General features: G+C 70.4%; 22 protein-coding genes and 1 pseudogene. 6 read left to right on the top strand and 17 right to left on the bottom strand.

Features of this window, described 5'->3' with window-relative positions; genetic code table 11:
- Nucleotides 1–13: 13 nt before the first annotated feature.
- Entirely contained in the window at nucleotides 14–589 is a 576-nt protein-coding gene (locus tag VM938_14585) for a DUF3105 domain-containing protein (protein ID HVF76261.1), read from the bottom strand.
- A complete protein-coding gene (locus tag VM938_14580) occupies nucleotides 589–1,791 on the bottom strand; it encodes a pyridoxal phosphate-dependent aminotransferase (protein HVF76260.1) in 1,203 nt (400 codons plus the stop codon). Before VM938_14580 ends, VM938_14585 begins: the two co-directional genes overlap by 1 nt.
- Here VM938_14580 and serC point away from each other — a divergent pair.
- A complete protein-coding gene (gene serC / locus VM938_14575; GenBank protein HVF76259.1) occupies nucleotides 1,790–2,932 on the top strand; it encodes a phosphoserine transaminase in 1,143 nt (380 codons plus the stop codon). The two genes, VM938_14580 and serC, sit on opposite strands and share 2 nt — an antisense overlap.
- Before the next feature lie 16 nt (nucleotides 2,933–2,948).
- Nucleotides 2,949–4,031 carry a hypothetical protein gene (locus tag VM938_14570; GenBank protein HVF76258.1) on the top strand — a complete coding sequence of 361 codons (1,083 nt, stop codon included), beginning with the start codon at nucleotides 2,949–2,951 and terminating at the stop codon, nucleotides 4,029–4,031.
- On the opposite strand, the gene VM938_14565 is transcribed toward VM938_14570, so the two are convergent.
- The 4 genes and pseudogenes from VM938_14565 to VM938_14550 form a co-directional block, all read right to left on the bottom strand.
- Entirely contained in the window at nucleotides 4,028–4,948 is a 921-nt protein-coding gene (locus VM938_14565; protein ID HVF76257.1) for a DUF559 domain-containing protein, read from the bottom strand. The two genes, VM938_14570 and VM938_14565, sit on opposite strands and share 4 nt — an antisense overlap.
- An 88-nt stretch (nucleotides 4,949–5,036) precedes the next feature.
- Nucleotides 5,037–6,065, bottom strand: a complete 1,029-nt coding sequence (ilvC, locus tag VM938_14560; GenBank protein ID HVF76256.1) for a ketol-acid reductoisomerase — start codon at nucleotides 6,063–6,065, stop codon at nucleotides 5,037–5,039.
- A 4-nt stretch (nucleotides 6,066–6,069) separates the two neighbouring features.
- Nucleotides 6,070–6,606: an acetolactate synthase small subunit gene (ilvN, locus tag VM938_14555; GenBank protein ID HVF76255.1), complete on the bottom strand. Its 537-nt coding sequence runs from the start codon at nucleotides 6,604–6,606 to the stop codon at nucleotides 6,070–6,072.
- A gap of 32 nt (nucleotides 6,607–6,638) precedes the next feature.
- Nucleotides 6,639–8,339, bottom strand: a pseudogene (locus tag VM938_14550) (acetolactate synthase large subunit).
- 255 nt (nucleotides 8,340–8,594) lie between these two features.
- Between VM938_14550 and VM938_14545 the strand changes: the two are divergent.
- Nucleotides 8,595–9,359, top strand: coding sequence for a polysaccharide deacetylase family protein (locus tag VM938_14545; GenBank protein ID HVF76254.1), 765 nt, complete (start codon nucleotides 8,595–8,597; stop codon nucleotides 9,357–9,359).
- A 4-nt stretch (nucleotides 9,360–9,363) separates the two neighbouring features.
- Nucleotides 9,364–10,068 (top strand): SGNH/GDSL hydrolase family protein, encoded by a 705-nt coding sequence (locus VM938_14540; protein HVF76253.1) that lies wholly within the window; start codon nucleotides 9,364–9,366, stop codon nucleotides 10,066–10,068.
- On the opposite strand, the gene VM938_14535 is transcribed toward VM938_14540, so the two are convergent.
- The 11 genes from VM938_14535 to VM938_14485 form a co-directional block, all read right to left on the bottom strand.
- A complete protein-coding gene (locus tag VM938_14535; GenBank protein ID HVF76252.1) occupies nucleotides 10,035–10,760 on the bottom strand; it encodes a hypothetical protein in 726 nt (241 codons plus the stop codon). The genes VM938_14540 and VM938_14535 overlap by 34 nt on opposite strands.
- Entirely contained in the window at nucleotides 10,757–12,448 is a 1,692-nt protein-coding gene (gene ilvD / locus VM938_14530; GenBank protein HVF76251.1) for a dihydroxy-acid dehydratase, read from the bottom strand. Before ilvD ends, VM938_14535 begins: the two co-directional genes overlap by 4 nt.
- A 50-nt stretch (nucleotides 12,449–12,498) precedes the next feature.
- Entirely contained in the window at nucleotides 12,499–13,242 is a 744-nt protein-coding gene (locus tag VM938_14525) for a hypothetical protein (protein HVF76250.1), read from the bottom strand.
- Nucleotides 13,243–13,342: 100 nt separating this feature from the next.
- A complete protein-coding gene (locus tag VM938_14520; GenBank protein ID HVF76249.1) occupies nucleotides 13,343–14,185 on the bottom strand; it encodes a hypothetical protein in 843 nt (280 codons plus the stop codon).
- A 10-nt stretch (nucleotides 14,186–14,195) separates the two neighbouring features.
- Nucleotides 14,196–18,806: a PKD domain-containing protein gene (locus VM938_14515; protein HVF76248.1), complete on the bottom strand. Its 4,611-nt coding sequence runs from the start codon at nucleotides 18,804–18,806 to the stop codon at nucleotides 14,196–14,198.
- Nucleotides 18,807–18,937: 131 nt separating this feature from the next.
- Nucleotides 18,938–20,353 (bottom strand): Asp-tRNA(Asn)/Glu-tRNA(Gln) amidotransferase subunit GatB, encoded by a 1,416-nt coding sequence (gene gatB, locus VM938_14510; protein ID HVF76247.1) that lies wholly within the window; start codon nucleotides 20,351–20,353, stop codon nucleotides 18,938–18,940.
- Entirely contained in the window at nucleotides 20,350–21,765 is a 1,416-nt protein-coding gene (gene gatA, locus VM938_14505; GenBank protein ID HVF76246.1) for an Asp-tRNA(Asn)/Glu-tRNA(Gln) amidotransferase subunit GatA, read from the bottom strand. The genes gatB and gatA overlap by 4 nt, the downstream gene beginning before the upstream one ends.
- The gene (gatC, locus tag VM938_14500; protein HVF76245.1) at nucleotides 21,762–22,067 is read right to left on the bottom strand and encodes an Asp-tRNA(Asn)/Glu-tRNA(Gln) amidotransferase subunit GatC; all 306 of its coding nucleotides are present in this window, start codon (nucleotides 22,065–22,067) and stop codon (nucleotides 21,762–21,764) included. Before gatC ends, gatA begins: the two co-directional genes overlap by 4 nt.
- Before the next feature lie 11 nt (nucleotides 22,068–22,078).
- On the bottom strand, nucleotides 22,079–23,017 hold the full coding sequence (locus VM938_14495) for a type IV toxin-antitoxin system AbiEi family antitoxin domain-containing protein (GenBank protein ID HVF76244.1): 939 nt from the start codon (nucleotides 23,015–23,017) through the stop codon (nucleotides 22,079–22,081).
- An 82-nt stretch (nucleotides 23,018–23,099) separates the two neighbouring features.
- On the bottom strand, nucleotides 23,100–23,864 hold the full coding sequence (locus tag VM938_14490) for an alpha/beta fold hydrolase (GenBank protein ID HVF76243.1): 765 nt from the start codon (nucleotides 23,862–23,864) through the stop codon (nucleotides 23,100–23,102).
- Nucleotides 23,857–24,168, bottom strand: a complete 312-nt coding sequence (locus tag VM938_14485) for a 4Fe-4S ferredoxin (protein ID HVF76242.1) — start codon at nucleotides 24,166–24,168, stop codon at nucleotides 23,857–23,859. The genes VM938_14490 and VM938_14485 overlap by 8 nt, the downstream gene beginning before the upstream one ends.
- A 146-nt stretch (nucleotides 24,169–24,314) precedes the next feature.
- Between VM938_14485 and VM938_14480 the strand changes: the two genes are divergently transcribed.
- A complete protein-coding gene (locus VM938_14480) occupies nucleotides 24,315–25,661 on the top strand; it encodes an MFS transporter (GenBank protein HVF76241.1) in 1,347 nt (448 codons plus the stop codon).
- Entirely contained in the window at nucleotides 25,658–26,206 is a 549-nt protein-coding gene (locus tag VM938_14475; protein HVF76240.1) for a hypothetical protein, read from the top strand. Before VM938_14480 ends, VM938_14475 begins: the two co-directional genes overlap by 4 nt.
- Nucleotides 26,207–26,216 lie beyond the last annotated feature (10 nt).

Genomic DNA, 26,216 nt, shown 5'->3' with positions numbered 1-26,216 from the left:
GCCAAGCGTGGCGTCAGTGCGGGACCTTTTCCGGCGCCTTGCTACGGGCCTTTTCCACGAAGTCGCCGAGGTCGTCGGCATCGGCGCGCTGGCAGAGCAGGCGCTGCTGCCACGCCGTGGCGGCGATGGGGACGGGCATGTCCTTGCGCTCGACGACGAGCGTGTCGCGGGGGTACGTGTCGCGAACGGCGCGGACGGTTGTCACTTCGGCCACCGGGACGTCGGAGCGGTACCAGAGGATGACGTAGCCGTGTTCGAGGGCGTGGACGAGGTTGCCGTCGGGCACGATGTTGAGGCCCGCGTAGACCCCGGGGCGGGCCGCTTGCGCCAGGTGGTCGCCACCACTCGGCGGGTTCACTGTGTACGTGGGGGCCGGGCCTGCCCCCAACGGGCCGGCGTAGCCGGGAGCGTCGGTGTGGACGATGCCGGGGGCGCTGTAGACGTCCATGTTGCTGTCGGCGACACATCCGCCTGTCATGCCGTCGTCAGGCGGGCCGACGTTGTCGTTGTCGTCGCCGTCACTCCCGCCACCGCAGGCGCCCGCCAAGAGCGTGAAGGCCGCCAGCGCTGCTGCCCCCCGTCGGCGCATCAGCCCGCGACGAGTTTGCCGATTCGGGTGACGCCTTCCACCAGGTCGTCGTCGCCCAAGGCATACGACAGGCGGGCGTAGCCGGGAGCGCCGAACGCCTCCCCGGGCACGACGGCCACCCGCACCTCGTCGAGCACAATCTCGGCCACGTCGAGGGTGGTCTGCGGTGTGCGTCCCCCGAGGTCGCGGCCGAGCAGGCCCTTGAACGACGGGAAGGCGTAGAAGGCGCCCTCCGGCTCGATGCACGTGACGCCGGGGATGTCGTTGAGCATGGCGTGAATGGTCTGGCGGCGGCGGTCGTAGGTGGCGCGCATCTCGGCCACGGCCGACAGGTCGCCCGACACCGCGGCCAGCGCCGCGTACTGCGAGACGTTGCCGACGTTGGAGGTGGCGTGCGACTGCAGGTTGGCGGCCGCCTTCACGACGTCGGCGGGGCCGATCATCCACCCCACCCGCCAGCCGGTCATGGCGTAGGTCTTGGCCACGCCGTTGACGACGACACACCGGTCGGCAATCTCGGGCACGACGACGGGCATCGAGTGGTGGGCGGCGTCGCCGTACACCAGGTGCTCGTAGATCTCGTCGGTGAGTACCCAGATGCCCCGTTCGTCGGCCCAGCGACCGATGGCCTCGATCTCGTCACGGGGGTAGACGGCGCCGGTGGGGTTCGACGGCGACACGAACAGCAACACCTTGGTGCGGGGCGTCAGCGCCGCTTCCAACTGGTCCACCGTGGCCCGGAAGCCGGTGGTCTCGTCGGTCTCGACGTAGACCGGGACGCCGCCCGCCAAGGCGATGGCCTCGGGGTAGGTGGTCCAGTAGGGAGCGGGGACGATGACCTCGTCGCCGGGGTCGAGCAGGGTGGCGAAGGCGTTGTAGATGGCCTGCTTGCCCCCGTTGGTCACCAGCACCTGGGCGGCCTCGACGGCGAAGCCGGAGTCGCGGGCGGTCTTGGCGGCGATGGCGGCCCGGAGCTCGGGCAAGCCGGGCGTGGGCGTGTACTTGTGGGCCTTGGGGTCGCCGCAGGCGGCGGCGGCGGCCTCGACGATGTGGGCAGGCGTGGGGAAGTCGGGCTCGCCCGCGCCGAAGCCGACGACGTTCTCGCCCGCCGCTTTGAGCGCCTTGGCCTTGGCGTCGATGGCCAGGGTGGCCGACTCGGCGACGGCCCCGATACGTGTGGAGATGCGACCCATGCCTGCCATGCTGTCACACGTGCCTGATGCCGCTGCGCCTGAAATCCGCATCCCGACTGACCTGCTTCCCGCCGACGGCCGCTTCGGCTCCGGGCCCTCGAAGGTGCGGCCCGAAGCCGTCGCCGCCTTGGACGGGTTGAGCCGCTCGTACCTGGGCACCAGCCATCGCCAGCCGACCGTCCGGTCGGTGGTCGGGCGGCTGCGGTCCGGGCTGAGCGACTTGTTCTCGCTGCCCGACGGCTACGAGGTCTTGCTCGGCAACGGCGGCACCACCTCGTTCTGGGACGCGGCAACCTTCGGCCTCGTCGAGGCGCGCAGCCTCCACCTGTCGTTCGGCGAGTTCTCCTCCAAGTTCGCCGCCGCCGTGGCCGCCGCGCCCCATCTGGAAGAACCCGTCGTGTTCGAGTCGGCACCGGGGACGCACCCAGAAATCGAGGCGCGCCAAGGCATCGACCTGTACGCCCTCACCCACAACGAGACGTCGACGGGCGTGGCTATGGAGGTCCGACGCCCGGCGGGCGCCGACGGCTTGGTCGCTGTCGACGCCACCTCGGCGGCGGGCGGGCTGCGCGTCGACCCCCACGAGTTCGACGTGTACTACTTCGCCCCGCAGAAGTGCTTCGGCGCCGACGGCGGGCTGTGGCTGGCGCTCTGCTCGCCCGCGGCGATCGAACGCATCGAGCAGCTATCGGCCTCAGGGCGGTGGTCCCCGGCTTCGCTCGACTTGAAGATCGCCCTCGACAACTCGCGCCTCGACCAGACCTACAACACGCCCGCGCTGGCCACGATCTACCTGACCGTCGACCAGACCGAGTGGATGCTGGCGGGCGGCGGCCTGGAGTGGGCGGCGGCGCGCTGCGACCGTTCGGCCGAGATCCTCTACGGCTGGGCCGAGTCGTCGCCCTTCGCCTCCCCGTTCGTGGCCAAGCCCGACGAGCGCAGCCACGTCGTGGGCACCATCGACTTCGACCCCGCAATCGACGCCACGGTCCTGAGCAAGGTGCTGCGGGCCAACGGGATCGTCGACACCGACTCGTACCGCAAGCTCGGTCGGAACCAACTGCGCATTGCCATGTTCCCGGCCGTCGAGCCCGACGACGTGGCCGCCCTCACCGCGTGCATCGACCACGTCGCCGCCGCGCTGGCGTAGCCGTACCCTGATCGGCGTGTCCCGGGGCGTTGCTGTCGTTGTCGCGCTTGTGTCGCTGTTGCTCGGCGCGCTCGCGGCGCCGGCTGCCGGGGCACAGCAACCGGCGCCCGCGGCCCCGCCTCCGCCTCGCGCCTGGGTGCTGGTGGACGCCGACACCGGCGCCGTCCTCGACGGTGGGCGCCACCGCGAGGCGATGCTGGTGGCGAGCGTCTTCAAGATCCTCACCGCCCTGGTCACGATCGAGAACCTGCCCCTCGACGCCGACGTGCCCATATCGGCCCGCGCCGAGGGCATGCCCGCCCGTCGGATGCAGCTCAAGAACGGCGAGGTGTGGAAGGCCTCCGACCTGCTCCACGCCCTGTTGTTGGCGTCGGCCAACGACGCTGCCGTGGCCTTGGCCGAGCGCACGGCGGGGTCGCTGGAGGCGTTCGGGGGCATGCTCGATCGCACGGCCGAGCGCCTGCATTTGGCCGATGCGCCGGTCCTGAAGGACCCGGCCGGATTGGACGACGAGTTCTCCGTCGACGGCGGCAGCCGCATCAGCGCCCGCGACCTCGCCATCGCCGCCCGGGCGTTCCTGGCGTACGAGGAACTGGTGTCGATCACCCGCCTGCCGGAGTACCGCTTCACGGGCGGCGACAACGAGCCCCACCGGCTACGCAGCCACAACCGGCTCCTCACGATGTATCCCGGGGCCCTCGGGCTGAAGACGGGGTACACCAAGCGGGCAGGCCACACGCTGATCGGCGCCGCCGAGCGCGACGGGCGGCGCATGGTGGCCGTAGTGCTGGGCGCCGCCGACCCGTACGGGTCGGTGATCCGCCTCCTCGACCGCGGCTTCGCCACTCCCGTGAGCGCCCAAGCCGATCTCGACCACCTGCCCCCGGTAGCGCTCGGGGACGCCCTCGAGCCCGTCACCGGCGAGGCGCCGGCGCCTCGTCCCGTCTCGACGCCCGTCGCGGTGGCGGCCGGGAGCAGGGCACCGTCGGTGCCGACCGACCTGCTCGTGCTCCTGGCCGGGAGCGCGCCCGCGGTGGCGATCCTCATCAGGAGGCGCAAGACGAGCCGCACTGCGGCAACGACGGCCTGGCCCATTTAGGCAGCCTCGCTGCGGGCCAGCGCCGTGCGAACGGTGTCGCACACCATCTCGGGCTGCTTGGTGATCTCCTCCCAGACGAAGCGGTAGACGCCGTAGCCGTGGATCTGTGCCTCACGGTCGCGGCGGCGGTCGGCGGCCATCTGGTCGGTGCGGCTGTGCCAGCGCCTGCCGTCGGCTTCGATGATCACCCGCTGGGCGGGGTACAGCAGGTCGACCCGCGAGGGCTGCTGCGGGCGCCACGGCAGTGGCGCCTGGCGCACGGGGGCGGGCAGGCCGCCCGCGGCGAGCACCTTGAGCAGGCGCCGTTCGAGCACGCTCTCGGGCGGCACGTAGCCGGGGCCCCGTGCGGCGAGGAGGCGGCCGAGCAGGCGCATGCCTCGCTTGCCGGGGCGCTTGAGCTCGTCGTAGACGGCTAGGACGTCCTCGACCCGGCACATCCGGGTCAGGTGGGCGTCATCGAGCGCCCGGGTGAGGCGGTCAGGGCGGCGGCGGGCGGCCAGGTCGACCAGCGTGCGGGCCGGGGTCGTCGTGGGCAGCCCGTCGACTGTCGTGAGGTGGTGGGGCCGCAGGTCGGTCGACTGGCGCACCTCGTACGGCGCGGGGCGCTCGTGGTCGCCGTGCGGCACCGTGACTGTGACCGGGCCAGGTGCGTAGGTGGTCAGCCGGTGGAGGGCAGCCGCCGCCTCGTGGGACACCACCGAATGGAGCCCCACATCGAGGTGGGCCAGCCACAGCCGCCGATGCCACGAGTCCGGCCACCCCGGCAGCGAGTACACCCCCGGCGCCACGGCGAGCCAGCGTGCCGCCTGCAGGCGTCGGTACACGACGACGTTGGTGGCACCACGGTCAGCAGCCTGCGAACGCGAGAACAGGCCGTGCTGTCGGGCTGCGAGGTCGGCAATGGGGGCATCGGTCACGCCCACCATCTAAACGAGAGGGTGAGACAACAACTCCCGAGTACATAGCGCTTCAGAATGAAGCGCTATGTACTCGGGACGCAGCGCGCTAGCCGCCGGAGACGTCTTGGGGGCGGGACTTGCCGGCGTTGATGAACGGCATCATCTCCCGCAGCTCCGCACCGACGTGTTCGATCGGGTGGTCCTTGCCGGCCTCCTGCAGCGCCTTGTACCGCGGCCCACCCGCCCGGTGCTCGGCGATCCACTCCTCGGCGAACTTGCCGGACTTGATCTCGTCGAGGATGCGCCGCATCTCGGCCCGGGTCTCGTCAGTGACGATCCGCGGGCCCCGGGTCAGGTCGCCGTACTCGGCGGTGGTCGAAATCGAGAAGCGCATGCCCGCCACGCCCTGCTCGTACATCAGGTCGACGATCAGCTTCAGTTCGTGCAGGCACTCGAAGTACGCCGACTCCGGCTGGTAGCCCGCCTCGATCAGCGTCTCGTAGCCCGCCATCACCAGCGCGGTGAGCCCGCCGCACAGCACGACCTGCTCGCCGAACAGGTCGGTCTCGGTCTCTTCCTCGAACGTCGTGTCCAAGACACCGGCCCGGGTCGCCCCGACGGCGTGCGCGTACGACAGCGCCAGGTCACGCGCCTTGCCCGACGCGTCCTGCGACACGGCGATGAGCGCAGGCACGCCGCCGCCCTCGGTGTAGGTGCGGCGCACCAGGTGGCCCGGCCCCTTGGGCGCCACCATGGCGCAGTCGACGCCCTCGGGCGGCGTGATCAGCCCGAAGCGGATGTTGAACCCGTGGGCGAAGAACAACGCGTCGCCCGACGACAGGCCCGGCGCGATCTCGGCCTCGTACACCGACGCCTGCTCGGTGTCGGGCAGCAGGATCATGATGACGTCGGCTTCCGCCGCCGCCTCGGCGACCGTGCGCACCGCCAGCCCCGCCTCCTCGGCCTTGGCCCACGAGCCCGAACCGGACCGCAGCCCGACCCGCACGTCGACGCCGGAGTCGCGCAGGTTCAGCGCGTGCGCATGCCCCTGCGAGCCGTACCCGACCACGGCCACCTTGCGGCCCGCGATGATCCCCGGGTCTGCGTCCTTCTCGTACGAAATCTTGGCGGCCACTGGCCTAACCCACCTTTCCGGTAACGGTGCGGAGGCGAGGTGCCTGCCGCTCCAACTTGGGCAGCGCAACCCGCCCGGTTCGCTGCACTTCCACGATCCCATAGGGACGCATGAGCTCTTCGAAGTCGTCGATCTTCTGCGGCGCGCCCATGAGGGCCACCGTCAGCGAGTCGTGCCCGACGTCGACGATCTTGCCTTCGAACACCTGCACCAACTCGATGACCTGCCCCCGCGTCGGCCCCTCGGCCCGCACTGTCAGCAGCACGAGCTCGCGCTCCACCGAGTCGGACGGGTGCAGCTCGTTGATCTTCACCACGTTGACCAACTTGAAGAGCTGCTTGGTGATCTGCTCGAGGGGCGACGACTCCACGTCGACGACGATCGAGATGCGCGAGAAGCGCTCGTCGTCGGTGGGCGCCACCGCCAACGAGTAGATGTTGTAGCCCCGCCGCGAGAACAGGTTGGTGACCCGGGACAACACGCCCGGCCGGTTCTCCACCAGCACGGTCAGCAGATGGTGCTTGATCGGGTCGGCGCTCATCGACCGCCCTCCCCTTGTGCCGGCCCCATGATGACCTCGTCGTTCGACGTGCCTGCCGCCACCATCGGGTACACCTTCTCCCGCGAGTCGGTGCGGAAGTCGATGACGACGGGACGGTCGTCGATCTCGTTGGCCTTGTCGATGGCGGGCTGCACCTCCTCGGGCGACTCGACCCGCAGGCCCACGCAGCCCATGGCCTCGGCCCACTTCACGTAGTCGGGCAGGTCGGGCGACAGGTACACCTCGGAGTACCGCTCCTCGTAGAACAGCTCCTGCCACTGCCGCACCATGCCCAGGTAGGCGTTGTTGAGGATGGCGACCTTGACGGGCACCCGCTCGGCCGACGCGGTGACGAGCTCCTGGGCCGTCATCTGGAAGCAGCCGTCGCCGTCGACAGCCCACACCATGCGGTCGGGCCGGCCCACCTTGGCGCCGATGGCGGCGGGCACGGAAAAGCCCATGGTGCCCAAGCCGCCCGAGTTGATCCACGTGTAGGGGTGGTTGAACTCCCAGTACTGCGACGCCCACATCTGATGCTGCCCCACGCCCGAGGCGAGGATGCAGTCGTCGGGCGTGGAGTCACGCAACTGCTCCAACACGTACTGCGGCTTGAGCGGCCCGTCGACCTCCCACGACTGCTCGTAGGCCAGCGGGAACTCCTTCTGCCACCGCCGGATCTCACCCAGCCAGTCGGACCGGTCGGGCTGCGCACCGCCGTCGAGCGCCCGCACGGCGGCGACCATCTCCTCGATGACCAGCCGGCAGTCGCCAACGATGGGCACGTCGGGACGACGGACCTTGCCCAACTCTGCGGGGTCGATGTCGACGTGGATGATCTTGGCGTCGGGTGCGAACGCGGAGACCTTGCCGGTGACCCGGTCGTCGAAGCGCGAGCCCAATGCGATCAACAGGTCGGCCTTCTGCAGCGACGTGATGGCCGTGTAGTTGCCGTGCATGCCGGGCATGCCGAGGCACAGTTCGTGCGAGTCGGGGAACGCGCCTCGCGCCATCAAGGTGGTGACGACGGGGATGCCGGTGAGCTCGGCCAGCTCCCGCAGCGCCTCAGCCGCACGGGCCTTGAGGATGCCGCCGCCCGCATAGATGACCGGGCGCCGCGACTCGCTGATGAGCCGGGCGGCCTCCTTGATCATGCGGGGGTGGCCCTTGGTGGTCGGCTTGTAGCCGGGAAGGCCGGTCGACACGTCGGCGTCGGACGGCCAGTACCAGTCCATCATCTGGTTGCTGATGTCCTTGGGCACGTCGATGAGCACGGGGCCGGGCCGGCCCGTGGTGGCGATGTGGAACGCCTCGCGCACGATGCGGGGAATGTCCTGCGCGTTGGTGACGAGCCAGTTGTGCTTCGTCACCGACATGGTGATGCCGGTGGTGTCGCACTCCTGGAAGGCATCGGTGCCGATGGCGCTGTAGGGCACCTGGCCGGTGATGCAGACCATGGGCACGGAGTCCATGTAGGCGTCGCACAACGGCGTGACGATGTTGGTGGCCGCCGGGCCGCTGGTGACCATGGCGACGCCGGGCCGCCCGGTGGCGTGCGCGTAGCCCTCGGCCATGTGGCCCGCGCCTTGCTCGTGGCGCACGAGGATGTGGCGGATGGTGGAGTCGATGATGGGGTCGTAGACGGGCAGGATGGCCCCGCCCGGGAGGCCGAACATGACCTCCACGGCCTCCATCTCCAGGCTCTTGATGAGGGCTTGCGCCCCAGTCAGTTTCATTGGTCGGCTTTCTCCCGGGAAAAGAAACGACCTCCCGTCTGGGAGGTCGTGAGGACGCACGCGCGGGGTGGGCGTGCGTCTAGGTGATAACTACGAGGAGGGTGCGGCGGCAGGACATCGCCGTCCATCCTCGCATCGTCGGGCGAAGTTGGCAAGGCCGATGCGCGGGCGACAGGATTTCCTCGCACAACGCTCTCGGGGACGCACGCACGCGCCGATGAGAGGCACACATCGGCACACACCCCGGGGGCGGGCATGCAGACGACGACGAGGAGGCGGACGCGAGCGCTGCTCGCCGCGGCAGTCGTCGTCGTCTCCTTCGTCGCCGCCGACACGCCGCCTCCGGCCGACGCCGCCCGCACCACCGTCGACCCCCACAAGGTCCGTTGGAGCCGCACGCGCCCCGACTTCATCCGTTCGGTGCGCACCACTCGCCCCGTGGTGGCGCTGTCGTTCGACGACGGTCCCGGCCCCGAGGACACGCCCCGCGTGCTCGACCTGCTGCGCGCCACCGGGGCCAAGGCCACCTTCTTCGTGGAAGGCGACGCCGCCCTCGGCCGTCCCGACCTGGTGCGCCGCATGGTGGAAGAAGGCCACGAGGTGGCCAACCACACCTTTAGCCACCCCGACCTCCCACCCCTCGACTACGACCAGGTGGTGGACGAGGTCGAGCGGGCGTCGGATGCCATTCGTGCCGCGGGCGTGAGCGAAGTGCCGCTGTTCCGCCCGCCTCGCGGCATGTTCGACCGCGAGGCCGCCGACGCCGTGCGCTCCACGGGGCACCTCACCGTCGGGTGGGACGTCTGCCTGGAGAAGTACCTGGCCCGCCACGACGACAACGACACGGCGGTGGCCGCCACCTTGGCCCGGGTGAAGCCGGGCTCCATCGTGTTGGCCCACGACGGTGGCATCCCCGACCGGGAGCGCACCGTCGAAGCACTCCCCGCCCTCCTTCGGGGCCTGCAGGGGAAGGGTTTCGAGGTCGTGACGGTTACAGAACTGCTGCGCGACGCAAGATGACGGGGTGCGGCGCGCCCTCCTGATCGCCATGACGCTTGTCCTGCTTCCGGCCTGTACCGACGACGGCCCGCCCGACGTCACCGCGCCCGAGCGCGAGCCGATCGTCTACGTGGCCGTCGGCGCCAGCGAGACGGTGGGCCACGGCCTGGCCGAGCCCGAGGAACAGGCGTGGCCCCGTCTCTTCCTGCGCACACTGCCCGACGACACTCGCTTCACCAGCGTGGGCGTGTCCGGCGCCAAGGTGGCCACTGCGTTGCAACAACAAGCCGGCCCGGCCGTCGATGCGCAGCCGACGCTGGTCACCGTGTGGCTCAACGTCAACGACATCGCCGGCTTCGTCGCCGTGGAGACCTACGAGCAACAGCTGCGCGACCTCGTGCGCCGGCTGCGCCGCAACGGCGAGGCGACCGTGCTCGTGGCCAACACGCCGGCGCTCGACAAGTTGCCCGCACTCGCCCGCTTCCGCCTGCCGGCGTCGCTGGTCAACACCACCGTCGACCGCTACAACGTCGTGATCAAGCGGGTGGTCGATGCCGAACGCGCGGTGCTCGTCGACTTGCACAGCGCGTCGCTCCGGGCGCGGGCCGAAGGCAAGGAAGCGAGCTACGTCGGCCCCGACGGCTTCCACCCCAGCGCCGCGGGCCACGAGGCGGCGGCCGCCGAGTTCGCCGCTGCCTACCGGGCGACAGCCGCCGTCGCCAGCAGGTGAAGGGCGAGGAACGACTCCGAGGCGTCGATCTCCTCCAGCGGCACCGCGCTGTGCAGGCCGGGGTGCACGTGCAAGCGCTTGTCGAGCGAGCCGAGTAGGTCGAACAAGGCGAGCACCGATTCCCGCGGGAACAGTTCGTCTTCCCACTGCTGGAGGAACAGCACCGGGCACGTGATGCGCGGCGCATCGGCGGTGAGTCGCGCCGCGGGCGGGCCGACGACGCCGGCCAGGCCGAGCACCGCTACTTGGATACGCGGCTCGGCCGCCACAAACGGCAGGCCCAACAGCGTGCCCATCGACAGGCCCCAGTAGCCGAGCCCCGCTTGTCCCAGCCCTTCGGCGTCGAGGGCCGAGAGCACCGCCTGCCACTCGCCCACCGCCTGCTCGGTGACTTCGGACTTTGTCCACATGCTCACCACGTCGGGCATGCCGCCGACCATGCGCTCGCCGTGGCCCGGCAGGTCGATGGCCGCCGCCGAGATGCCGTGGTGGCGCACCAGCCGGCGGGCCAGGCTCGCCAAGTACCCGACCCGCTTGTCGAGGGTGGCGCCGTGGCCCATGAGCACCAGCGGCCGCGGGCCTTCGCTGCCCTCAGGCGTCCACAGCAGGCCGGGCACGTCGCCCACCAGGAAGGCTTCTTCGACCACTCCCTTGGCGACGACGGCGTCGCCCACTCGGCGCACTGTCGTCATGCCTCCGTCACCGCGCCGCGCTCGGCGCCGGTGACCAGTCGGGCGAACTTGGCCAGCACGCCGGAGGTGTACCGCGGCTCGGGCAGCTTCCACTGCGTGCGCCGCCGGGCCAGCTCGGCCTCGTCGACCAACAGGTCGATCGACCGGTTGGTGACGTCGATGACGATGCGGTCGCCGTCGGCCACGAAGGCGATGGGGCCGCCGTCGACGGCCTCGGGGGCGACGTGGCCGATGCAGAACCCGTGGGTGCCGCCGGAGAAGCGCCCATCGGTGAGCAGCGCGCAGTCGCCGCCGCGGCCCGCGCCCTTCATGGCACCGGTGACGGCCAGCATCTCGCGCATGCCAGGCCCGCCCTTGGGGCCTTCGTAGCGGATGACCACCACGGTTCCCGGCTCGATGGCGCCGGCCAGGATGGCCTCCATGGCGCCGTCTTCGCCGTCGAACACGCGGGCGGTTCCCTCGAAGCGCTCGTGGTCGATGCCCGCCACCTTCACCACCGAGCCCTTGGGGGCCAGCGAACCGGTGAGGATGGCGATGCCGCCGTCGGCGTGGATGGGGTTGTCGAGGCCGCGCACGACTGAGCCGTCGGGGGCAGGCGGGTCGAGCTCGGCCAAGTTCTCGGCCATGGTCTTGCCGGTGACGGTGAGCACGTCGCCGTGCAGCAGGCCCGCGTCGAGCAGGGCCTTGAGCACCACGGGCACGCCGCCGATGCGGTCGATGTCGACCATGTGGTACTTGCCGTGCGGCTTGGTGTCGGCGATGTGCGGGGTGCGGGCGCCCACCCGGTTGAAGTCGTCGAGGGTGAGGTCGACCTGCGCCTCGTTGGCGATGGCCAAGAGGTGGAGCACGGCGTTGGTGGAACCGCCCAACGCCATGACCACGGCGATGGCGTTCTCGAACGCTTCCTTGGTGAGGATCTGCCGGGGGCGGATGCCCAACTCCAACAGGCGCACGACGGTCTCGCCGCTGCGATAGGCGAACTCGTCGCGGCGCTCGTCGACGGCCGCCGGCGAGGCGCTGCCGGGCAGCGCCATGCCGAGCGCTTCGCTGACCGCCGCCATGGTGTTGGCCGTGAACATGCCTGCGCAGCTGCCGATGGTGGGGCAGGCATGGCGCTCGATGAGCGACAGCTCTTCCTCGCTCAGGGCACCGGTGGCCCGAGCGCCCACTGCCTCGAAGACGCTGACGATGTCGAGGGCGCGGTCCTGGGGGTCGTCGGGGATGCGGCCGGGGAGGATGGAGCCGCCGTAGAGGAACACCGACGGGAGGTTGAGCCGGGCGGCGGCCATGAGCATGCCGGGCAACGACTTGTCGCAACCGGCGAAGGTGACCAAGGCGTCGAAGCGCTCGGCGTGCATGACGGTCTCGACGGAGTCGGCGATGACCTCACGGCTGACCAGTGAAGCCCGCATGCCCTCGTGGCCCATGGAGATGCCGTCGCTCACGGCGATCGTCACGAACTCGATGGGGAAGGCACCCGCAGCAATCACGCCTTCCTTGGCCTTCTTGGCCAAGCGGTCGAGCGGCATGTTGCAGGGCGTCACTTCGTTCCACGACGACGCCACGCCCACCTGCGCCTTGCCCCAGTCGTCGTCGCCCATCCCGATGGCCCGGAGCATGGCCCGAGCGGGCGCTCGTTCGAACCCGTCGGTGACGTCGCGGCTGCGCGGCTTCATGTCGCTACCCATGAAGCGAGGATACGTCGCACCCCGAGTACATAGCTCACCGGTTCGGTGAGCTATGTACTCGGGTGTGGACTCGAACGAGCGGGCGCGTCCGTCGTCGCTCCCACTCGCACGTCTCCGCTCAGGGCGTCGGAACGACGACCCCGGACGGCGAGCACGCCGCCGGTGTTGATCAGCAGCATCCCCAAAGCCACCAGGCTGAGGGCCGGGATGCCGGTGGCGGCCAGGCCACTGCTCGTCGTGCCTCGCACGGTGCTGGTGCCGAGCACCGCGGTCTCGGCACCGGCGGTGCCGACGGCAGCCGTGGTGCCCTGGGCTCGCACGAACTGCCTGCCCATGACCTCGGTCACGGAATCGAGGGCTCGCACGCTGCCTTGGGCGTTGAGGCGGGTGAGCGACACGTTCTTCACGGCGGTGGAGCCGGCCTTGGCGCCACCGGCAGCGGCGGTGCCACGCACCCGGCGGCCGCCGCAGTTGCCGTTGTTGTCGTCTTCGAAATCGTCGTCGTTGCCGCAGCCGTTGTTGCCGTCCTTGTCGGCATCGAAGCCGCCGCTGCCGCCGGGCTTGTCGGGACCGCCGTTGCTCATGCCGTCGGGGTCCGACGTCGACTTGCCTTGCGTCTTGCCGCCCTTCTCCTCCGACCTGTCCTTGCCGGACGGGTGGTCGTTGGGCGTGCGGTCCGGCTCCTTGTCAGGGCCGGCCAGCGCGCCTGGCACTGCTCCGGTGAGTCCGAGCGCCAACCCCATGGTCAGTGCTGCGACGCCCCCCAGGCGCGACGCGCCAGGCCTAATGCTCACAGGACCGCTCCTTCATCTCAGTGACTGCTGGGCCAAAAGCCCTTGCAATCAAACGGAAATTGCGATGAGCGATCTTTTCCCGAGGCGCAAAGCGCGCAAACTAGGCGGGCTTGGTCGAAACGAGGACACTCCGCGACTGGCGCTTGGCGAAGCCAAGGTCGGTCGCCTCTTCAGTGCGGACCACGAGGCGGTAGCGGTCGGAACCCCACAGTGTCTGTTTCGACGTGCCGGTGAAGGTGCCGCTGAAACGGAGGTCGCCTTCGACCACCGTGGTGGGCACGGCCTCGCTGCCGACTGCGACCGTCTCGTTGCGCACCACCTTGAACGAGCCGTCGATGGTGAGCCCGCCGTCGGTCGATGTCATGCGCCACGACCATGTAGCCCCGACATTCGCCGGGTCGGGTGCGAAGAGCGCAGGCGGCGACGGGCGGAACTCGAAGGTCACGCCGCTCGTCGTCTGCCGGAGGTGAAGAAGGTCGATACCGCCCGGCCGATGGCGCAACGTCTGCTCGATTGTGTCGCCGACGAAATCGGTGACGCTGTGCTGCTCGTTGCCGTTCGCCGGGTCGACGGTGAGGGTGCCTTCGCCGTCGAGGGAGCGGTCGCCGCCAAATCCTGACGCTGTGCCGGTGCGCTGGTAGGTGTAGCGACCGGGCGCCGCCGTGCGGGTGGTCGACGTGGTGTTGGCAGGCTTGGCCGTGGTGGTGGTGGCACCGGCCGCGCCCGCACCGGGCGATGACGGTGAGGCGGTGCCGCCCGATTGCCCGCCCGCGGGGTTGCCACCTGCGGTCAGCGGGTCGCCGGTCCCGGCGGCCGTGGTCGTGGTGGTGTCACCGGGCGCAACGGTGGTGTCGGTAGCGCCGGATTCCTTCTTGTCGCCGCCACCGCAGGCCGCCGTGCTCAAGGACACAGCGGCCAGCAGCGCGATCAGTTTCCTCCCCATGGAGGCGATGTTACGGCGCCGTGACGGCTACGACGGGAGCGTTGAGCGGCAGCCCGGCGGCGGAGCCTCGGAAGCCCGCGTCTCCTATGGCGAACACGCCGCCGTCGGTGGCCGCCAGCCAGTACCCGTTGTCGGTCGGGGTGCCGTCGAGCGAGACGACCGGACCGTTGAGCGGGCGCCCTGCCATGCCGCCCCGGTACGGCGCGTCGCCGTAGGCGAACACGCCACCGTCCTCGGCGGTGAGCCAGTAGCCGCCGTCGCCGGTGGTCGCCGCCAGATCGCGCACCGGCCGGGCCAGCGGCGTGCCTGCTGCCGAGCCGTAGAAGCCCGCTTCACCGAAGGTGAACACGCCGCCGTCCTGGCCCACGAGCCAATAGCCGTCGTCGTCCGCGGTAGCGGTGAGTCCGGTGATCGGGGCGTTGAGCGGCACGTCCTCCAACGAGCCGAGCAACTCGGCGTCGCCGAAGGCGAGCACTTCACCGGCCGCGGTGGCGATCCAGTAGCCCTCCCCCGTCGACGTCGGCGTGATGCCCACAGCGCCGCCGGCCAACTCCTCGCCGGCGCCCGAGCCGAAGAAGCCGGCATTGCCGAAGGTGAACACGCCGCCGTCCTGGCCGAGCAACCAGTAGCCCTCGCCGTCGGGCGTCGCCACCATGTCGGCGATGGGCTGGTTGAGGGCCATGCCGCCCATGGAGCCGTAGAAGGTGGCGTCGCCGAAGCTGAACACGCCGCCGTCGGCCGCGCCCAGCCAGTACCCGTCGCACTCGGCGCAATCGGGAATGCCGTCGCCTCTCGGTGTCACCGTGATGGTCACCGAGTCGGTGTCGGTGAGGCCTTCGGCGTCTCGCACCTCGACCGTTGCCTGGTAGGTGCCCGCCACGTCGTAACGATGCAGTGTTTCTCGGCCGTTCACGTCGTAGGTGCCGTCGCCGTCGACGTCCCAGCGGTAGGTGAGCTCCTCGCTCGCCTGGTTGTCGTCGCTCGAACCGCTGGCGTCGAGGGTGACCGTGTCGCCCTCGACGATGGTGGTGGGACGAGCCTGGGCGTCGGCCGTCGGCGCCGTGTTGGCCGCCGCCGTGCCGTAGCCGTAGTCGAACGAACCGCACCCCTCCCCGTTGGTGAGGCGAACGTCGCCGGTGAGGTTGCCCGCAGGCTCCGACGGGCCGACGTCGTCGCCTGTCATCGAAAGGATCTCGAAGGTCAAGCAGTCGTAGTCGAAGCGCCAGTTGCCGTCGTCGCGGGAGTCGTCGGGGTAGTTGTCGACGTGGCCCTCGCCGGAGTCGGAGTACGCCTTGACGTCGTTGAAGCGGAACGCCGCGTCGTCGAGGTCGGGGGCCCGGTTCTGGGGGTCGGGGTTGGCGTCGAGCACCGATTGGCGCGGCGGGTCGGGATAGCCCGCGTTGCCGTAGCCCCGGGCCTCGTCGGTGTAGGCCAGCGACAAGCCGGGGAGCCAGGTGATCTCGCCCCGGTCGGCTTGGCCGCGGGCGTCGAAGTCGAAGCCGCTGCGGTCGCGCATCTCCAAGTAGTAGGCGTGGTCGGCCTGGCTGGCCGCGCCCGCCGCCACTGTCGTCCACCCGGGGGTACAGCGGATGACGACGCGGAAGTCGTCTTCGCATCCGCCGTTGTAGACAGCCGGGTCGTCGGCGGTGGTGTCGAAGTCGTTCTCGTAGAGCACGGTGTCGCCCGCCGTGACGGTGACGTTGTCGACGAACCAGCCGGGACGGGCCAAGCCCGCGTCGGTTGTGTAGGAGAAGCGCAGGACGGTGTCCTTGCCTGCCACGTCGCTCAGCGTGAACGAGTCGTCGATGAACTCCATCGAGGGGTACGCCGTGGTCGCCGAGCCGCGGTCGATCTCCTCGGTGCCCGCCTTGTACGACCCGCTGGAGCCGGTGATGCCGTTGCTGTAGTCGCCCTGGCACGAGTTGCCGTGGGGGTTCGACGTCGAGGTGGTGCCGTTGTCGGACGGGTGCGATGTGAAGGTGCGGCCGCCGTCGGTCGTCGTCATGACGTAGCCGTAGTCGAAGTCCCACTCGATGTCCCAGCCCGACTTCATCGTCACCTTGACCGGCGTGTCGGCGGGCAGGTCGGCCAGCTCGGGCAGGTGGATGTCGAAGTTGTGGCCGCCGGTGGGCGGGCAGCCGTAGTCGTTGCCCGAACCCGACCACCACGCCTTCTTGTTGCCTTCCTCGGCGGTGTCGAGGTGCTCCTGGGTGACGATGGTGCGGCCCGGGAGGCGCGCCACGTACGCCTCGCCGTTGGCGACCCCGGGGCCGCTCAGCGTGTAGGGGGTGCCGTCGGGTTGCACCCAGTCGATGCGGTCGGTGTCGATCTTCGACCCGGCCCAGTTGTCGACCACCGTCTCGCCGGGCGCGAGGACGCGGGGCACCACCCAACCCATCTCCTGGCGGCCGTAGACGTCCATGTGCTGCGAGTAGTCGCTGGCCATCAGGTTCCACGTGCCGTACGCGTCGTGCTCGTCGGCCACGGGGATGCCGTCGTTGTAATAGAAGTCGGGCAGGCCGAGGGAGTGGCCGTACTCGTGCGAAATCACGCTGGCGAAGTCGATGGCCGACTCGGGGTTCACGTTGTAGGGGCCGACCCGCACGAACACCGGCCACTCGGTGGCGGTGGTCGTGGTGGCCAGGCGGCTTTCGTCGGTGTAGTAGAGGCGCCTGCCCTCGTGGTCCTTGAGCGGGTCGTCGGAGATGTAACCCTTCAGGCCGGTGGCCTCGTCGCTGTAGGTGAACTCGAGGCTGGAGCTGTGGGGCCAGATGTTGTCGTAGGGCGGCGCGCTGGTCTGCGAGACGCCGTTGCCGCCCTCCCCTTGGAACACCATCATGAAGAAGTCGACGACGCCGTCCTTGTCGGTGTCGTAGTCGGAGTAGTCGATCTCCGGGTCGGCGATGTGGGCGGCGTCCCACACGGCCTTGGCTGTGGGACCGCAGGCGTCGTCGATGTCGCTCAACGGTGTGAGGCCGCTGCCCACGCTGTCGTCGCCGTAGTAGTCGCGGGTGCCGGGCAGCTGGTACCAACCGCCGTCGATGCGGGGGCGCCCGAGCGTGCCCGGCGAGTCGCTGAAAGTGACGCCGTGGCAGGTGCCCTGGGGCTGGAGCTCGGTGAAGCGGTAGCCGCCGTTGTAGAGGGCCGGGTCCCAGTCCGCCGTGGCGATGGACGCCGAGGGGACGGTGCCGTTCGGATGGAGCTGGCCGTACGACATCTCCTGGAACAGGTTGAAGGTCGAGCCCGGGTAGTCGGGCGAGTTGATGACCTCGTCGAGGCGCTCGCCGGTGTGGTCGTCGCTGTGCTGGAAGTCCTGGTAGTCGACGGGCACCACCGGGAACGGGCGGTCGCCGTACCGGGCGGTGTCGTATGTGCCGCCGGGCGGGATGACCTTGGGGCCGTGGCTGGTGGCGGTGGCCGGGTCGTCGCCGGGCGTGGCCAGCGTGGCGGTGGTGGACAGGTCCTTCCATACGATCTGCGGGTCTTGCTCGGTGGTGTCGGCACGGGCCTGCACGACGAGGGTGGCCGTGGTGCTGGCGTCACCGGTGGCCGCGGCCAGGCTCGGGATCGACCAGGTGACGGTGCCGCCGCTGATGACGGCCGAGCCCGTGCTCGGGGCCACGGCCGTGAAGGTGGTGCCCTCGACCGGCGGCACCGTCACCGTGATGCCGGCGGCCGATTCGTCGGTGGGGTTCTTGACCAGGATGCGGAAGGGATAGGCGTCGCCCGGCTTCACCCAGCCCACGGCCGAGGTGAAGCTGTTCTGCAGGACGAGGGCGTCGGGCACGGTGCGCAGGCGAACGGAGCCTGCCCCGGCGCGGGCGGCTCCCCACTCGCCGGTGGTGGGGTCGGTGTAGGCGGCGTCGATCACCTCGACGGCGATGGTGCGGCGGAAGTCGGTCTCGGGCCCGGCGGTGAGGCCCGCGGTTGCTGCGCCCGGGATGGTCTCGCTGATCTGCCCGGCACCGCCCTTGTCGGCGGTGAAGGGGCCGAGCACGGTCTCGCCGACGCGGAGCTTGAAGGTGCCCGCCACGTCGGTCTTGGTCACTTGGCCGGCATTGGAGTCCTGCTCGAAGAGGGTGCCGGTGACGGGGATGTCCTCACCTGGCTGGTACGGCGTGCCGTCGCTCTTGGGGGTGGCCTGGATGGTGGCGCCCAGGCGGTTGAGGTGGAACTTGACCTCGCCGCCGGGCTCGTCCTCGCCGTCGGTGAAGGCCCGCATGGTGACGGTGCCCGCAGGCCAGTTGCTCTCGGGGCGGAAGATCACCCGCCATGTCGGCGCCGTGGTGCGCCAGGTGGCGGTGACGCGCTCGAACTCTGTGCCGTCCTCGGCGAACAAGCCGACCTCGACGTCGGAGTCCGCGGTGGTGCCTGCCACGTTGAAATCGACCCACCCGCAGTCGAGCTCGTCGAAGTACGGCGACGAACGGAAGCCGCCGCCGTTGCAGGCCGGTTGGGGCACGATGTACTTCACGAGGTCCCACCCGCTGGCCACGTGTGTGGTGGCCCGTTCCACCGCTTGGGGGGCGTTGGCCCGGGATGCTGGGGCCACCAGCACCAGGGCGGTGGCGAGCAGGGCGATCGTCAGCCTGTTCAGGCGGGACGACAGGGACAGCGGCATGAAGGCTCCCATGTGCCATGGCCCCGATCGCAGCGCTGCGACCGACCCCGTTCCGCCGCCTGCCGGAGCCGTTGGTATGGACTGCGCAGTCCAGGCTAGCGGCGCCGGGGGCTCGTTCGAACGAACGAGTGCTAGGTGGCTCGTTGGCGGAGCAGGGCGGTGACGGCTTTGCCGTCGGCCTTGCCGCCGGTGGCCTTCATGACCTGGCCCACGAAAAAGCCCGTGACCTTCTGATCGCCGTCCTTGAAGCGCTGCCACTCGGCGGGGCTGGCGGCGATGATCTCGTCGACCGCGGTGGCGAGAGCGTCGCCCGCCATGGCCTCGAAGCCCCGCTCCTTGGCGATGGCCTCGGGGTCGTCGCCTTCGCCGGCCAGGAGGGCGGCCAGTACCTGCTTCGACTGGGTCGCGGTCAGGTCGCCGTTGCCCTCCATCTTGAGCACCCGGGTGAAGGCGTCGGGGCTGAGGTGCGTGATGCCGTCGAGGTTGGCGGCTACTTCGTTGGCGGCCCGGTTGATGGCGAGCTTGGCGTCGGCGCCTGCGCTGATGGCGCCGAACACGAGCGTGTCGAGGTCGAGCTCGACCACGACGGCGACGTCGGCGGGCGTGGTGCCGGCCGCTTCGGCCAGCCGCTTGCGACGGGCGGCGGGGAGCACGGGCAGCGCCTTGCGCACCTGGTCGATCCATTCGGCCGCCGGCGCCACGGGGACGAGGTCGGGCTCGGGGAAGTAGCGGTAGTCGTAGGCCTCTTCTTTGGAGCGGCCGCCGACCGTGCGTCCCTCGCCTTCGTTCCAGTGACGGGTCTCCTGCACCACCCGCTCCCCTGCTTCGAGGAGCTGGATCTGGCGGGCGGCCTCGTACTCGATGGCCCGGCCCAGGCTGCGCAGGGAGTTGAGGTTCTTGATCTCGCAGCGGGTGCCGTAGGGGGCTGTGCCGTCGGGGCGCACGGACACATTGGCGTCGACGCGCAGGCTGCCTTCTTCCATCTTGCCGTCGGAGGCGCCGGTGGCGACGAGGATCGAGCGCAGTTCGCTGACGTAGGCGCGGGCCTGCTCGGCTCCGCGGATGTCGGGGCGGCTGACGATCTCTACGAGTGGAATGCCGGCCCGGTTGTAGTCGACCAACGACTCGTCGGCGCCCTGGATGCGGCCGGTGGCGCCCAGGTGCGTCGTCTTGCCGGTGTCCTCTTCCAGGTGCGCCCGCTCGATGCCCACGACGCTGCCGTCGGGCAGCTCCAGGCGGCCGTCGACGTTGATGGGCTCGTCGTACTGGCTGATCTGGTAGTCCTTGGGCATGTCCGGATAGAAGTAGTTCTTCCGGTGGAAGATGCTCGGCTTGATCGTGCACTCCAGCGCTTCGCCGATGCGCATGGCGAGCTCGACGGCCTGCTCGTTGAGGACGGGCAGCGACCCGGGCAGGCCGAGGCAGACGGGGCACACGTTGGTGTTGGGCTCGTCGCCGAAGGCGTTGCGGCAACCGCAGAAGAGCTTGGTCTGCGTCTTGAGTTCGCAGTGGACTTCGAGGCCGATCACCATCTCCCACGCCGTCATCGGGCTGCGTCCTCCAGTGCCTGGGCCACTCGGAACATGAGTTGCTCGCCCAGCGCGGGCGCCATGACCTGGACGCCGACGGGCATGCCGTCGTCGCCCGCGCCGAAGGGGACGCTCATGGCGGGGTGGCCGGCCAGGTTCGACGGGATGGTGCACACGTCGCTCATGTACATCGACAGCGGGTCCTTCTTGGCGCCGAAGGCGAAGGCCGTGCTCGGCGTGGTCGGGGAGATGAGGACGTCGTGGTCGGCGTAGGCCGCCTCGAAGTCGCGGATGATCAGCGTGCGCACCCGCTGGGCCTGGCCGTAGTAGGCGTCGTAGTAGCCGGCGCTGAGGGCGTAGGTGCCGAGCATGATGCGGCGCTTGACCTCGGGGCCGAAGCCGGCGGCCCGGGTGGCGCCGTACATGGTCGTGATGTCGGGGGCGGGCTTGCGCAGGCCGTAACGGACGCCGTCGTAGCGGGCCAGGTTGCTCGACGCCTCGGCCGGGGCGATGAGGTAGTAGGCCGACAGGCCGTGGATGGCCGCGGGAACGCTCACCTCCTCGACCTTGGCGCCCGCGGCGGTGAGCTTGTCGGCCGCTTCCCTGACCTTGGCCTCGACATCGGGTTCGATGCCGTTCATCAACTCGGTGACCAGGCCGATGCGCAGCCCGTCGACGCCACGGCTCAGGTGGTCGGCCAGCGGCATCGGCGGCGCGTCGATCGAGGTGCTGTCGCACGGGTCGTGGCCGCCGACGACCTCGAGCAGGAGGGCGGCGTCGCCCACGTTCTTGGCGAACGGGCCGATCTGGTCGAGTGAACTGGCGAAGGCGATGAGGCCGTAGCGGGAGACGGCGCCGTAGGTCGGCTTCACCCCGACGACGCCACAGAAGGCGGCGGGCTGACGGATCGAACCGCCGGTGTCGGAGCCGAGGGCGAGGGGGACGAAGTCGGCGGCCACCGCCGCCGCGCTCCCGCCGCTCGACCCGCCGGGCACTCGGCCGGGGTCGTGCGGGTTGCGGGTGGGGCCGAAAGCCGAGTTCTCGGTCGACGAGCCCATGGCGAACTCGTCGAGGTTCGTCTTGCCCACCACGATGCCGCCCGCGTTGCGCACGCGCTCGACCACCGTGGCGTCGTACGGCGGCAGCCAGCCGTCGAGGATGCGGCTGCTGCACGTCGTGGGGACGCCCCGGGTGCACAGGTTGTCTTTGAGCGCGACAGGGACGCCCGCCAACGGGCCGGGGTCCTCGCCGGTGGCGATCTTCTGGTCGACGACGGCGGCGGCGGCGCGCGCCTCTTCGGCCATGACGTGGTTGAAGGCGTGCAGCTCCGGCTCACGTTCGGCGATTGCCGCCAGCGCCTGCTCCACGACCTCGCGCGCCGTCAGGCCGCCGGTGCGGACGCCCGCAGCGATCTCGCGGGCCGTCGTCACGGGGACTCCCCGAGGATGCGCGGCACTTTGAAGCGGTTGTCCTCGGCGTCGGGCGCCTGGGCCAACACCTCGTCGCGGTCGAGCCCGGGCCGCGGCTGGTCGGGCCGCAGCACGTTCTGAAGCGGCAAGGGGTGGGCCGTCGGCGGTACCCCGGCGGTGTCGAGGGCAGCCACGTCAGCGGCGTGGTCGAGGACGGCGGCGAGCTGTTCGGCGAACAGGTCGGTCTCCTCCTCGGTTATGTCGAGACGGGCCAGCTTCGCCACGTGGGCGACGTCGGCGGCCGTCAAGCGTTCCGGCGGCATGCCCGCCGATGCTAGGCGGGGCGCCGCTCGTCCATCGGTGGGTCACGCTGGGAGGCGAGCAAGGGCCGGGCCAGCTCCGCCAGGTGGGCGCCGTCGGCGGCCAAGTCGGCGGGCATGGCTTGCAGGACCGTCCAGCTCAGGGCTTTGAGCCGGTTGTGGCGGGCCAGGTCGCGCTGGGAGGCGCGGGGCGAGCCGTGCCACCGGAAGCCGTCGAGCTCGAAGCCCACTCGTACGTCGGGCCACGCCAGGTCGAGCCTGCCCACAAACCGGCCGTCGGGCGTATAGACCTCGTGCTGCGGGATCGGCGGCGGCAGCCCGGCGTGGACGAGCCGGCGCAGGAGGCGCGCTTCGGCCACCTCCTGCGGCAACGGCTGGTCGCCGCGCCACGATCCGAGGACGTCGGCGAAGGCGGCCGAGCCCGCCCGCCCTTTGCCGAGCAGCGCCGTGGCCCGGCGGTCGAGGCGCGGGAGCGTGACGAGGCGACGGCACAGGGCGTCGTCGACGGCTTCCTCCAAGGCGCGAGCGGGCACCGTGCCCGCCAGGTCGATCAGCGTGCGGGCCAACCGCGTGACCGGGATCCCGTCGATGGTGGTGACGTCGGCCCGCGGGAGCTCGACCGTCCGGTGGACGATGGCGAGCGTGCTTCGTGCGCTACGAGGCGCCGCGACGAGTACGTGGACCGGCCCGGGGCGAAAGCCCGAGAGTCCCCACAGTGCAGCGGCGGTGCGGTGTGACGCGACTGCGCCGAGGGCGAGGCAGGCGGCGAGCACCCGTTGCCGCCAAGTCGCCGGAGAGGAGGCAACGGCATAGACGCCCGCGGCGACGCGCCGCCACGTCCCGTCACGTGTACGGCGGGCGACTCCGGACGGCGACAACCCGGCGGCCATGGCCTGGGCACGGGTGACGAGGCCGTGCTGGCGCCGCGCGTGGCGGGAGAACTCGGATTCCATGCCGACCAGTCAACAGACGGGGTGTGACAGCGATCGGGTTCCATGTGCAAAAAGGGTCGCCTGGCGACCCTTTTTGCACGACCTACGAGGCGGTGAGCTTGCGGGCGAAGTCGACGGCGCGTTGCTCGATGTCGTCGCGGTCCCAGTCGAGCGTGGCGACGTGGTACGACCGCTCGCACGTGACCCGTTCCACCGGCCCGGCGACGACCGAGGCGAGGTAGTCGGAGTTCGAGGGCGGCACCACGTGGTCCTGGGGCGAGGTGAACAGCAGCACGGGGCAGCGGATCTCCCCGAGCCGGGGTGCCATCTCCCGGACCCCTTCGTACATCGACAGCGCGGGCGCCAGCGGCGACCCGTCGTAGGCCGACTCTGTGACCCCCGGCCGGGCGATGTCGGACCCGATCCCGGGCGTCACCTCGACCCCCTGTTCCAACGACAGCCGCAGGATGTCGAACAGCGCCTCTCCCGGCGGCTCGGCGATCGGGTTCACCAACACCAGGCCCAGGACCTCGGGCCGGTCGAGCGTCACCCGGCACGCCAACCCGCCGCCCATCGACAGCGCCGCCACGAGCACACGGGAACACCGGGCGGCCAAGCGGTCGTAGGCCGCCAGGGCGGCGCCAACCCAGTCGGCCCACCCCGTTGCCTTCATGTCGTCGACCGTGGTGCCGTGCCCCGGCAGCAGCGGCATCTCCACCGAGAAGCCCGCGGCGGCGAACGCCTCGGCCAGCCCCCGCATGGAATTGGGGTTGCCGGTGAACCCGTGCAGCACCAGCACCCCGTCGTCGGACCCGGTGAACGACCACGGCTCGGCGCCCGGCAAGACAGCGATCTCAGGCTCAGACATAGGGGTCCTCCGGCCCGAGCGGCTCCTCCCACCAGTCGGCGGGGGCAGGCGACCAGCTCGGGTCCTCGTAGATGCAGTCGACAGGGCACACGGGCGGGAGGCACTTCCCGCACCCCGAGCACAGCTCGGGCACGATGATCACGTCGATCCCGTGGTTGAAGATCGCCCCGAACTGGGGCGGGCAATGGCGCAAGCAGGTGTCGCAGTTGATGCACTCCGACATCTCGATGCGCAGCGGCGCGTGCTGCCACTTCGGGTTGCGAGTGCGGGCGGCGATCCGCTCCCCCCGCGTGGCGGCGACCATGGACGGACTGTACCCGGTAGCCTGCGGAAACTTCTGACAGCGATGTCACGGGGGTTGGGGAGGGGTCGTTGGAAGCAGGACAGAGGCCCAGACGCACACGTCGGCCCACAGACGCAGACGCGGCCGCCGCGGCGGCCGTCGACCGCGTGGTCGACACGGCCGACGACAAGGCCACGTGGATCGAGCCCGGGGAGGGCGCCTACGGCGAGCCGCCCATCGGCGAGGTCCACCCGCCCGGCAGCCCCCGCACGCCGACATACCTCAAGACGCTGCTGATCCTGCTCGTCAGCGCCACGTTCTTCGAGGGCTACGACAACTCCATCCTCAGCCTGCTGCTGGGCGACATCCAGAACACCTTCCGCGTGCCCGAGTCGACGCTGGGCTGGGCCCGGGGCGTCATCGAACTGGGCACGGCCAGCGCCTTCTTCTTCACCCGCATCGGCGACCGCCTGGGCAGGCGCAAGCTGCTGCTCTACAGCGTCGTCGGCTACACCGTCTTCACCGCGCTCACCGCCCTCAGTTGGGACATCTGGTCGTTCACCGCCTTCCAGCTCATCGCCCGCATCTTCCTCGGGGCCGAGTACGCGGCGGCCGTCACCATGGTCGTCGAGGAGTTCCCCGCCGAACGCCGGGGCCGCGCCCTCGGCACCTTGCTGGCATGCGCCGCCCTCGGTGTCATCGTCATCGGCGTCCTGCTCCAACTCGGCGTGCAGGACGGCCCCCTCGAATGGCGCACGCTCTACCTCGTCGGGCTGGTGCCGCTGGCCCTCCTGTCGGTGTTCCGCACCCGCATCAAGGAGACCCGCCGCTTCGAGGAGGAGCAACAGCGCCGCGCCGCGGGCCAACTTCCGCAACGCCAGTCGATGTGGGAGTCGTGGCGGCCCTCGAACCGCAAGATGCTCATGGCCGTCGGCCTCATCCACCTGGGCCGGTCGCTCCCCCTCATCGCCTCGACAGCGTGGTGGGCCTTCTACGCCGAACGAGAACGGGGCTTCACCTCGGCCGAGATCGGCTTCTACATCATCTTCGCCTACGGCCTCGGCGTGATCGGCTACGTGGTGTGCGGACGGCTCATGGAGCGCATCGGCCGCCGTCCCACCGCCACCATCTACTTCGCCATGGGCGCCTTCTGGGCCATCGTCCTGTTCCAGGTCGAGAGCAAGACGCTGGCCTTCCCGGCGCTGATCCTCGCCGTGTTCTTCGGCCTGGGCGCGGCGCCCGTGCTCGGCGCCTTCGCCAGCGAACTCTTTCCGACCGACATCCGGGCCCAGTCGGCGGCGTGGGTGCGCAACATCTTCGAGATCGCGGGCTACGTGTTCGGCCCGGTGATCGTCGGCGTCCTGGGCGACCACTCCACCGGCGCCATCGGCAGCATCGGCGACTCCGTCAGCCTGCTCATGGTCCTGTGGCTGCCAGGCATCTACGTGGTCTGGCGCTACATCCCCGAGACCAAAGGCATGGAGCTGGAGGACATCACGGGGGTGCACGCATGAAGCGCCTGCTGGTGATCGCCGCGCTGCTCCTGGCCACCTCGGCCTGCGGCCGCAGCGAGGCCCGCCCGTCGGGCGTGACCGAACGATGGCTCCAGGCTGTCAGCGAACAAGGCCGCGACGGCCTTCGTGAAGAAGGCGCCAAGCGGGCCGACGAACTGGCCGAGCCCGCCGCCACCGCCAACGTCAAGCCCCCCGACGCCGAGCCGGACGAGCGCATGTTCAGCGACCTCGAAGTGGGCAAGGCCGCCGTCGACGTCGACCAAGCCCGAGTGCCTTTCCGGGTCACCGCCCGCATCAAGGGTGGCGAGCGGCGGGAGCGCTCCGCGGTCGCCGTGCTCGTGAAACACGACGGCGACTGGCGGGTGGTCGACGTCGTCCCCCGCATCGAAGGCGAGGCCGTCCCGTCCGAAGGTGGCGACCGGCCCGCCCGGGCCAACGCCACGCACTGGCTGATCGCCTTCGCCTTGAGCATCGTCCTGACCGGGGGGTCGATCTTCCTCATCGACCGCCAGCCAACCAGCACGAACAGTGCACCAACCGGGTAAGGTCCGCGGC

It is taken from the genome of Acidimicrobiales bacterium (assembly GCA_035536915.1).
Classification (GTDB): Bacteria; Actinomycetota; Acidimicrobiia; order Acidimicrobiales; family JAHWLA01; genus JAHWLA01.
The sequence above is the reverse complement of the archived record's forward strand: the minus strand, read 5'-3'. Positions and strand labels throughout refer to the sequence as shown.

Bases quoted from the DNA above. Each gene is read 5' to 3' on its own strand.
- VM938_14585 (HVF76261.1), bottom strand. From the start codon at position 589: ATGCGCCGACGGGGGGCAGCAGCGCTGGCGGCCTTCACGCTCTTGGCG.
- serC (HVF76259.1), top strand. From the start codon at position 1,790: ATGCTGTCACACGTGCCTGATGCCGCTGCGCCTGAAATCCGCATCCCG.
- VM938_14580 (HVF76260.1), bottom strand. From the start codon at position 1,791: ATGGCAGGCATGGGTCGCATCTCCACACGTATCGGGGCCGTCGCCGAG.
- ilvN (HVF76255.1), bottom strand. From the start codon at position 6,606: ATGAGCGCCGACCCGATCAAGCACCATCTGCTGACCGTGCTGGTGGAG.
- VM938_14545 (HVF76254.1), top strand. From the start codon at position 8,595: ATGCAGACGACGACGAGGAGGCGGACGCGAGCGCTGCTCGCCGCGGCA.
- VM938_14535 (HVF76252.1), bottom strand. From the start codon at position 10,760: ATGACGACAGTGCGCCGAGTGGGCGACGCCGTCGTCGCCAAGGGAGTG.
- ilvD (HVF76251.1), bottom strand. From the start codon at position 12,448: ATGGGTAGCGACATGAAGCCGCGCAGCCGCGACGTCACCGACGGGTTC.
- VM938_14520 (HVF76249.1), bottom strand. From the start codon at position 14,185: ATGGGGAGGAAACTGATCGCGCTGCTGGCCGCTGTGTCCTTGAGCACG.
- VM938_14515 (HVF76248.1), bottom strand. From the start codon at position 18,806: ATGCCGCTGTCCCTGTCGTCCCGCCTGAACAGGCTGACGATCGCCCTG.
- gatB (HVF76247.1), bottom strand. From the start codon at position 20,353: ATGACGGCGTGGGAGATGGTGATCGGCCTCGAAGTCCACTGCGAACTC.
- gatC (HVF76245.1), bottom strand. From the start codon at position 22,067: ATGCCGCCGGAACGCTTGACGGCCGCCGACGTCGCCCACGTGGCGAAG.
- VM938_14495 (HVF76244.1), bottom strand. From the start codon at position 23,017: ATGGAATCCGAGTTCTCCCGCCACGCGCGGCGCCAGCACGGCCTCGTC.
- VM938_14490 (HVF76243.1), bottom strand. From the start codon at position 23,864: ATGTCTGAGCCTGAGATCGCTGTCTTGCCGGGCGCCGAGCCGTGGTCG.
- VM938_14485 (HVF76242.1), bottom strand. From the start codon at position 24,168: ATGGTCGCCGCCACGCGGGGGGAGCGGATCGCCGCCCGCACTCGCAAC.
- VM938_14475 (HVF76240.1), top strand. From the start codon at position 25,658: ATGAAGCGCCTGCTGGTGATCGCCGCGCTGCTCCTGGCCACCTCGGCC.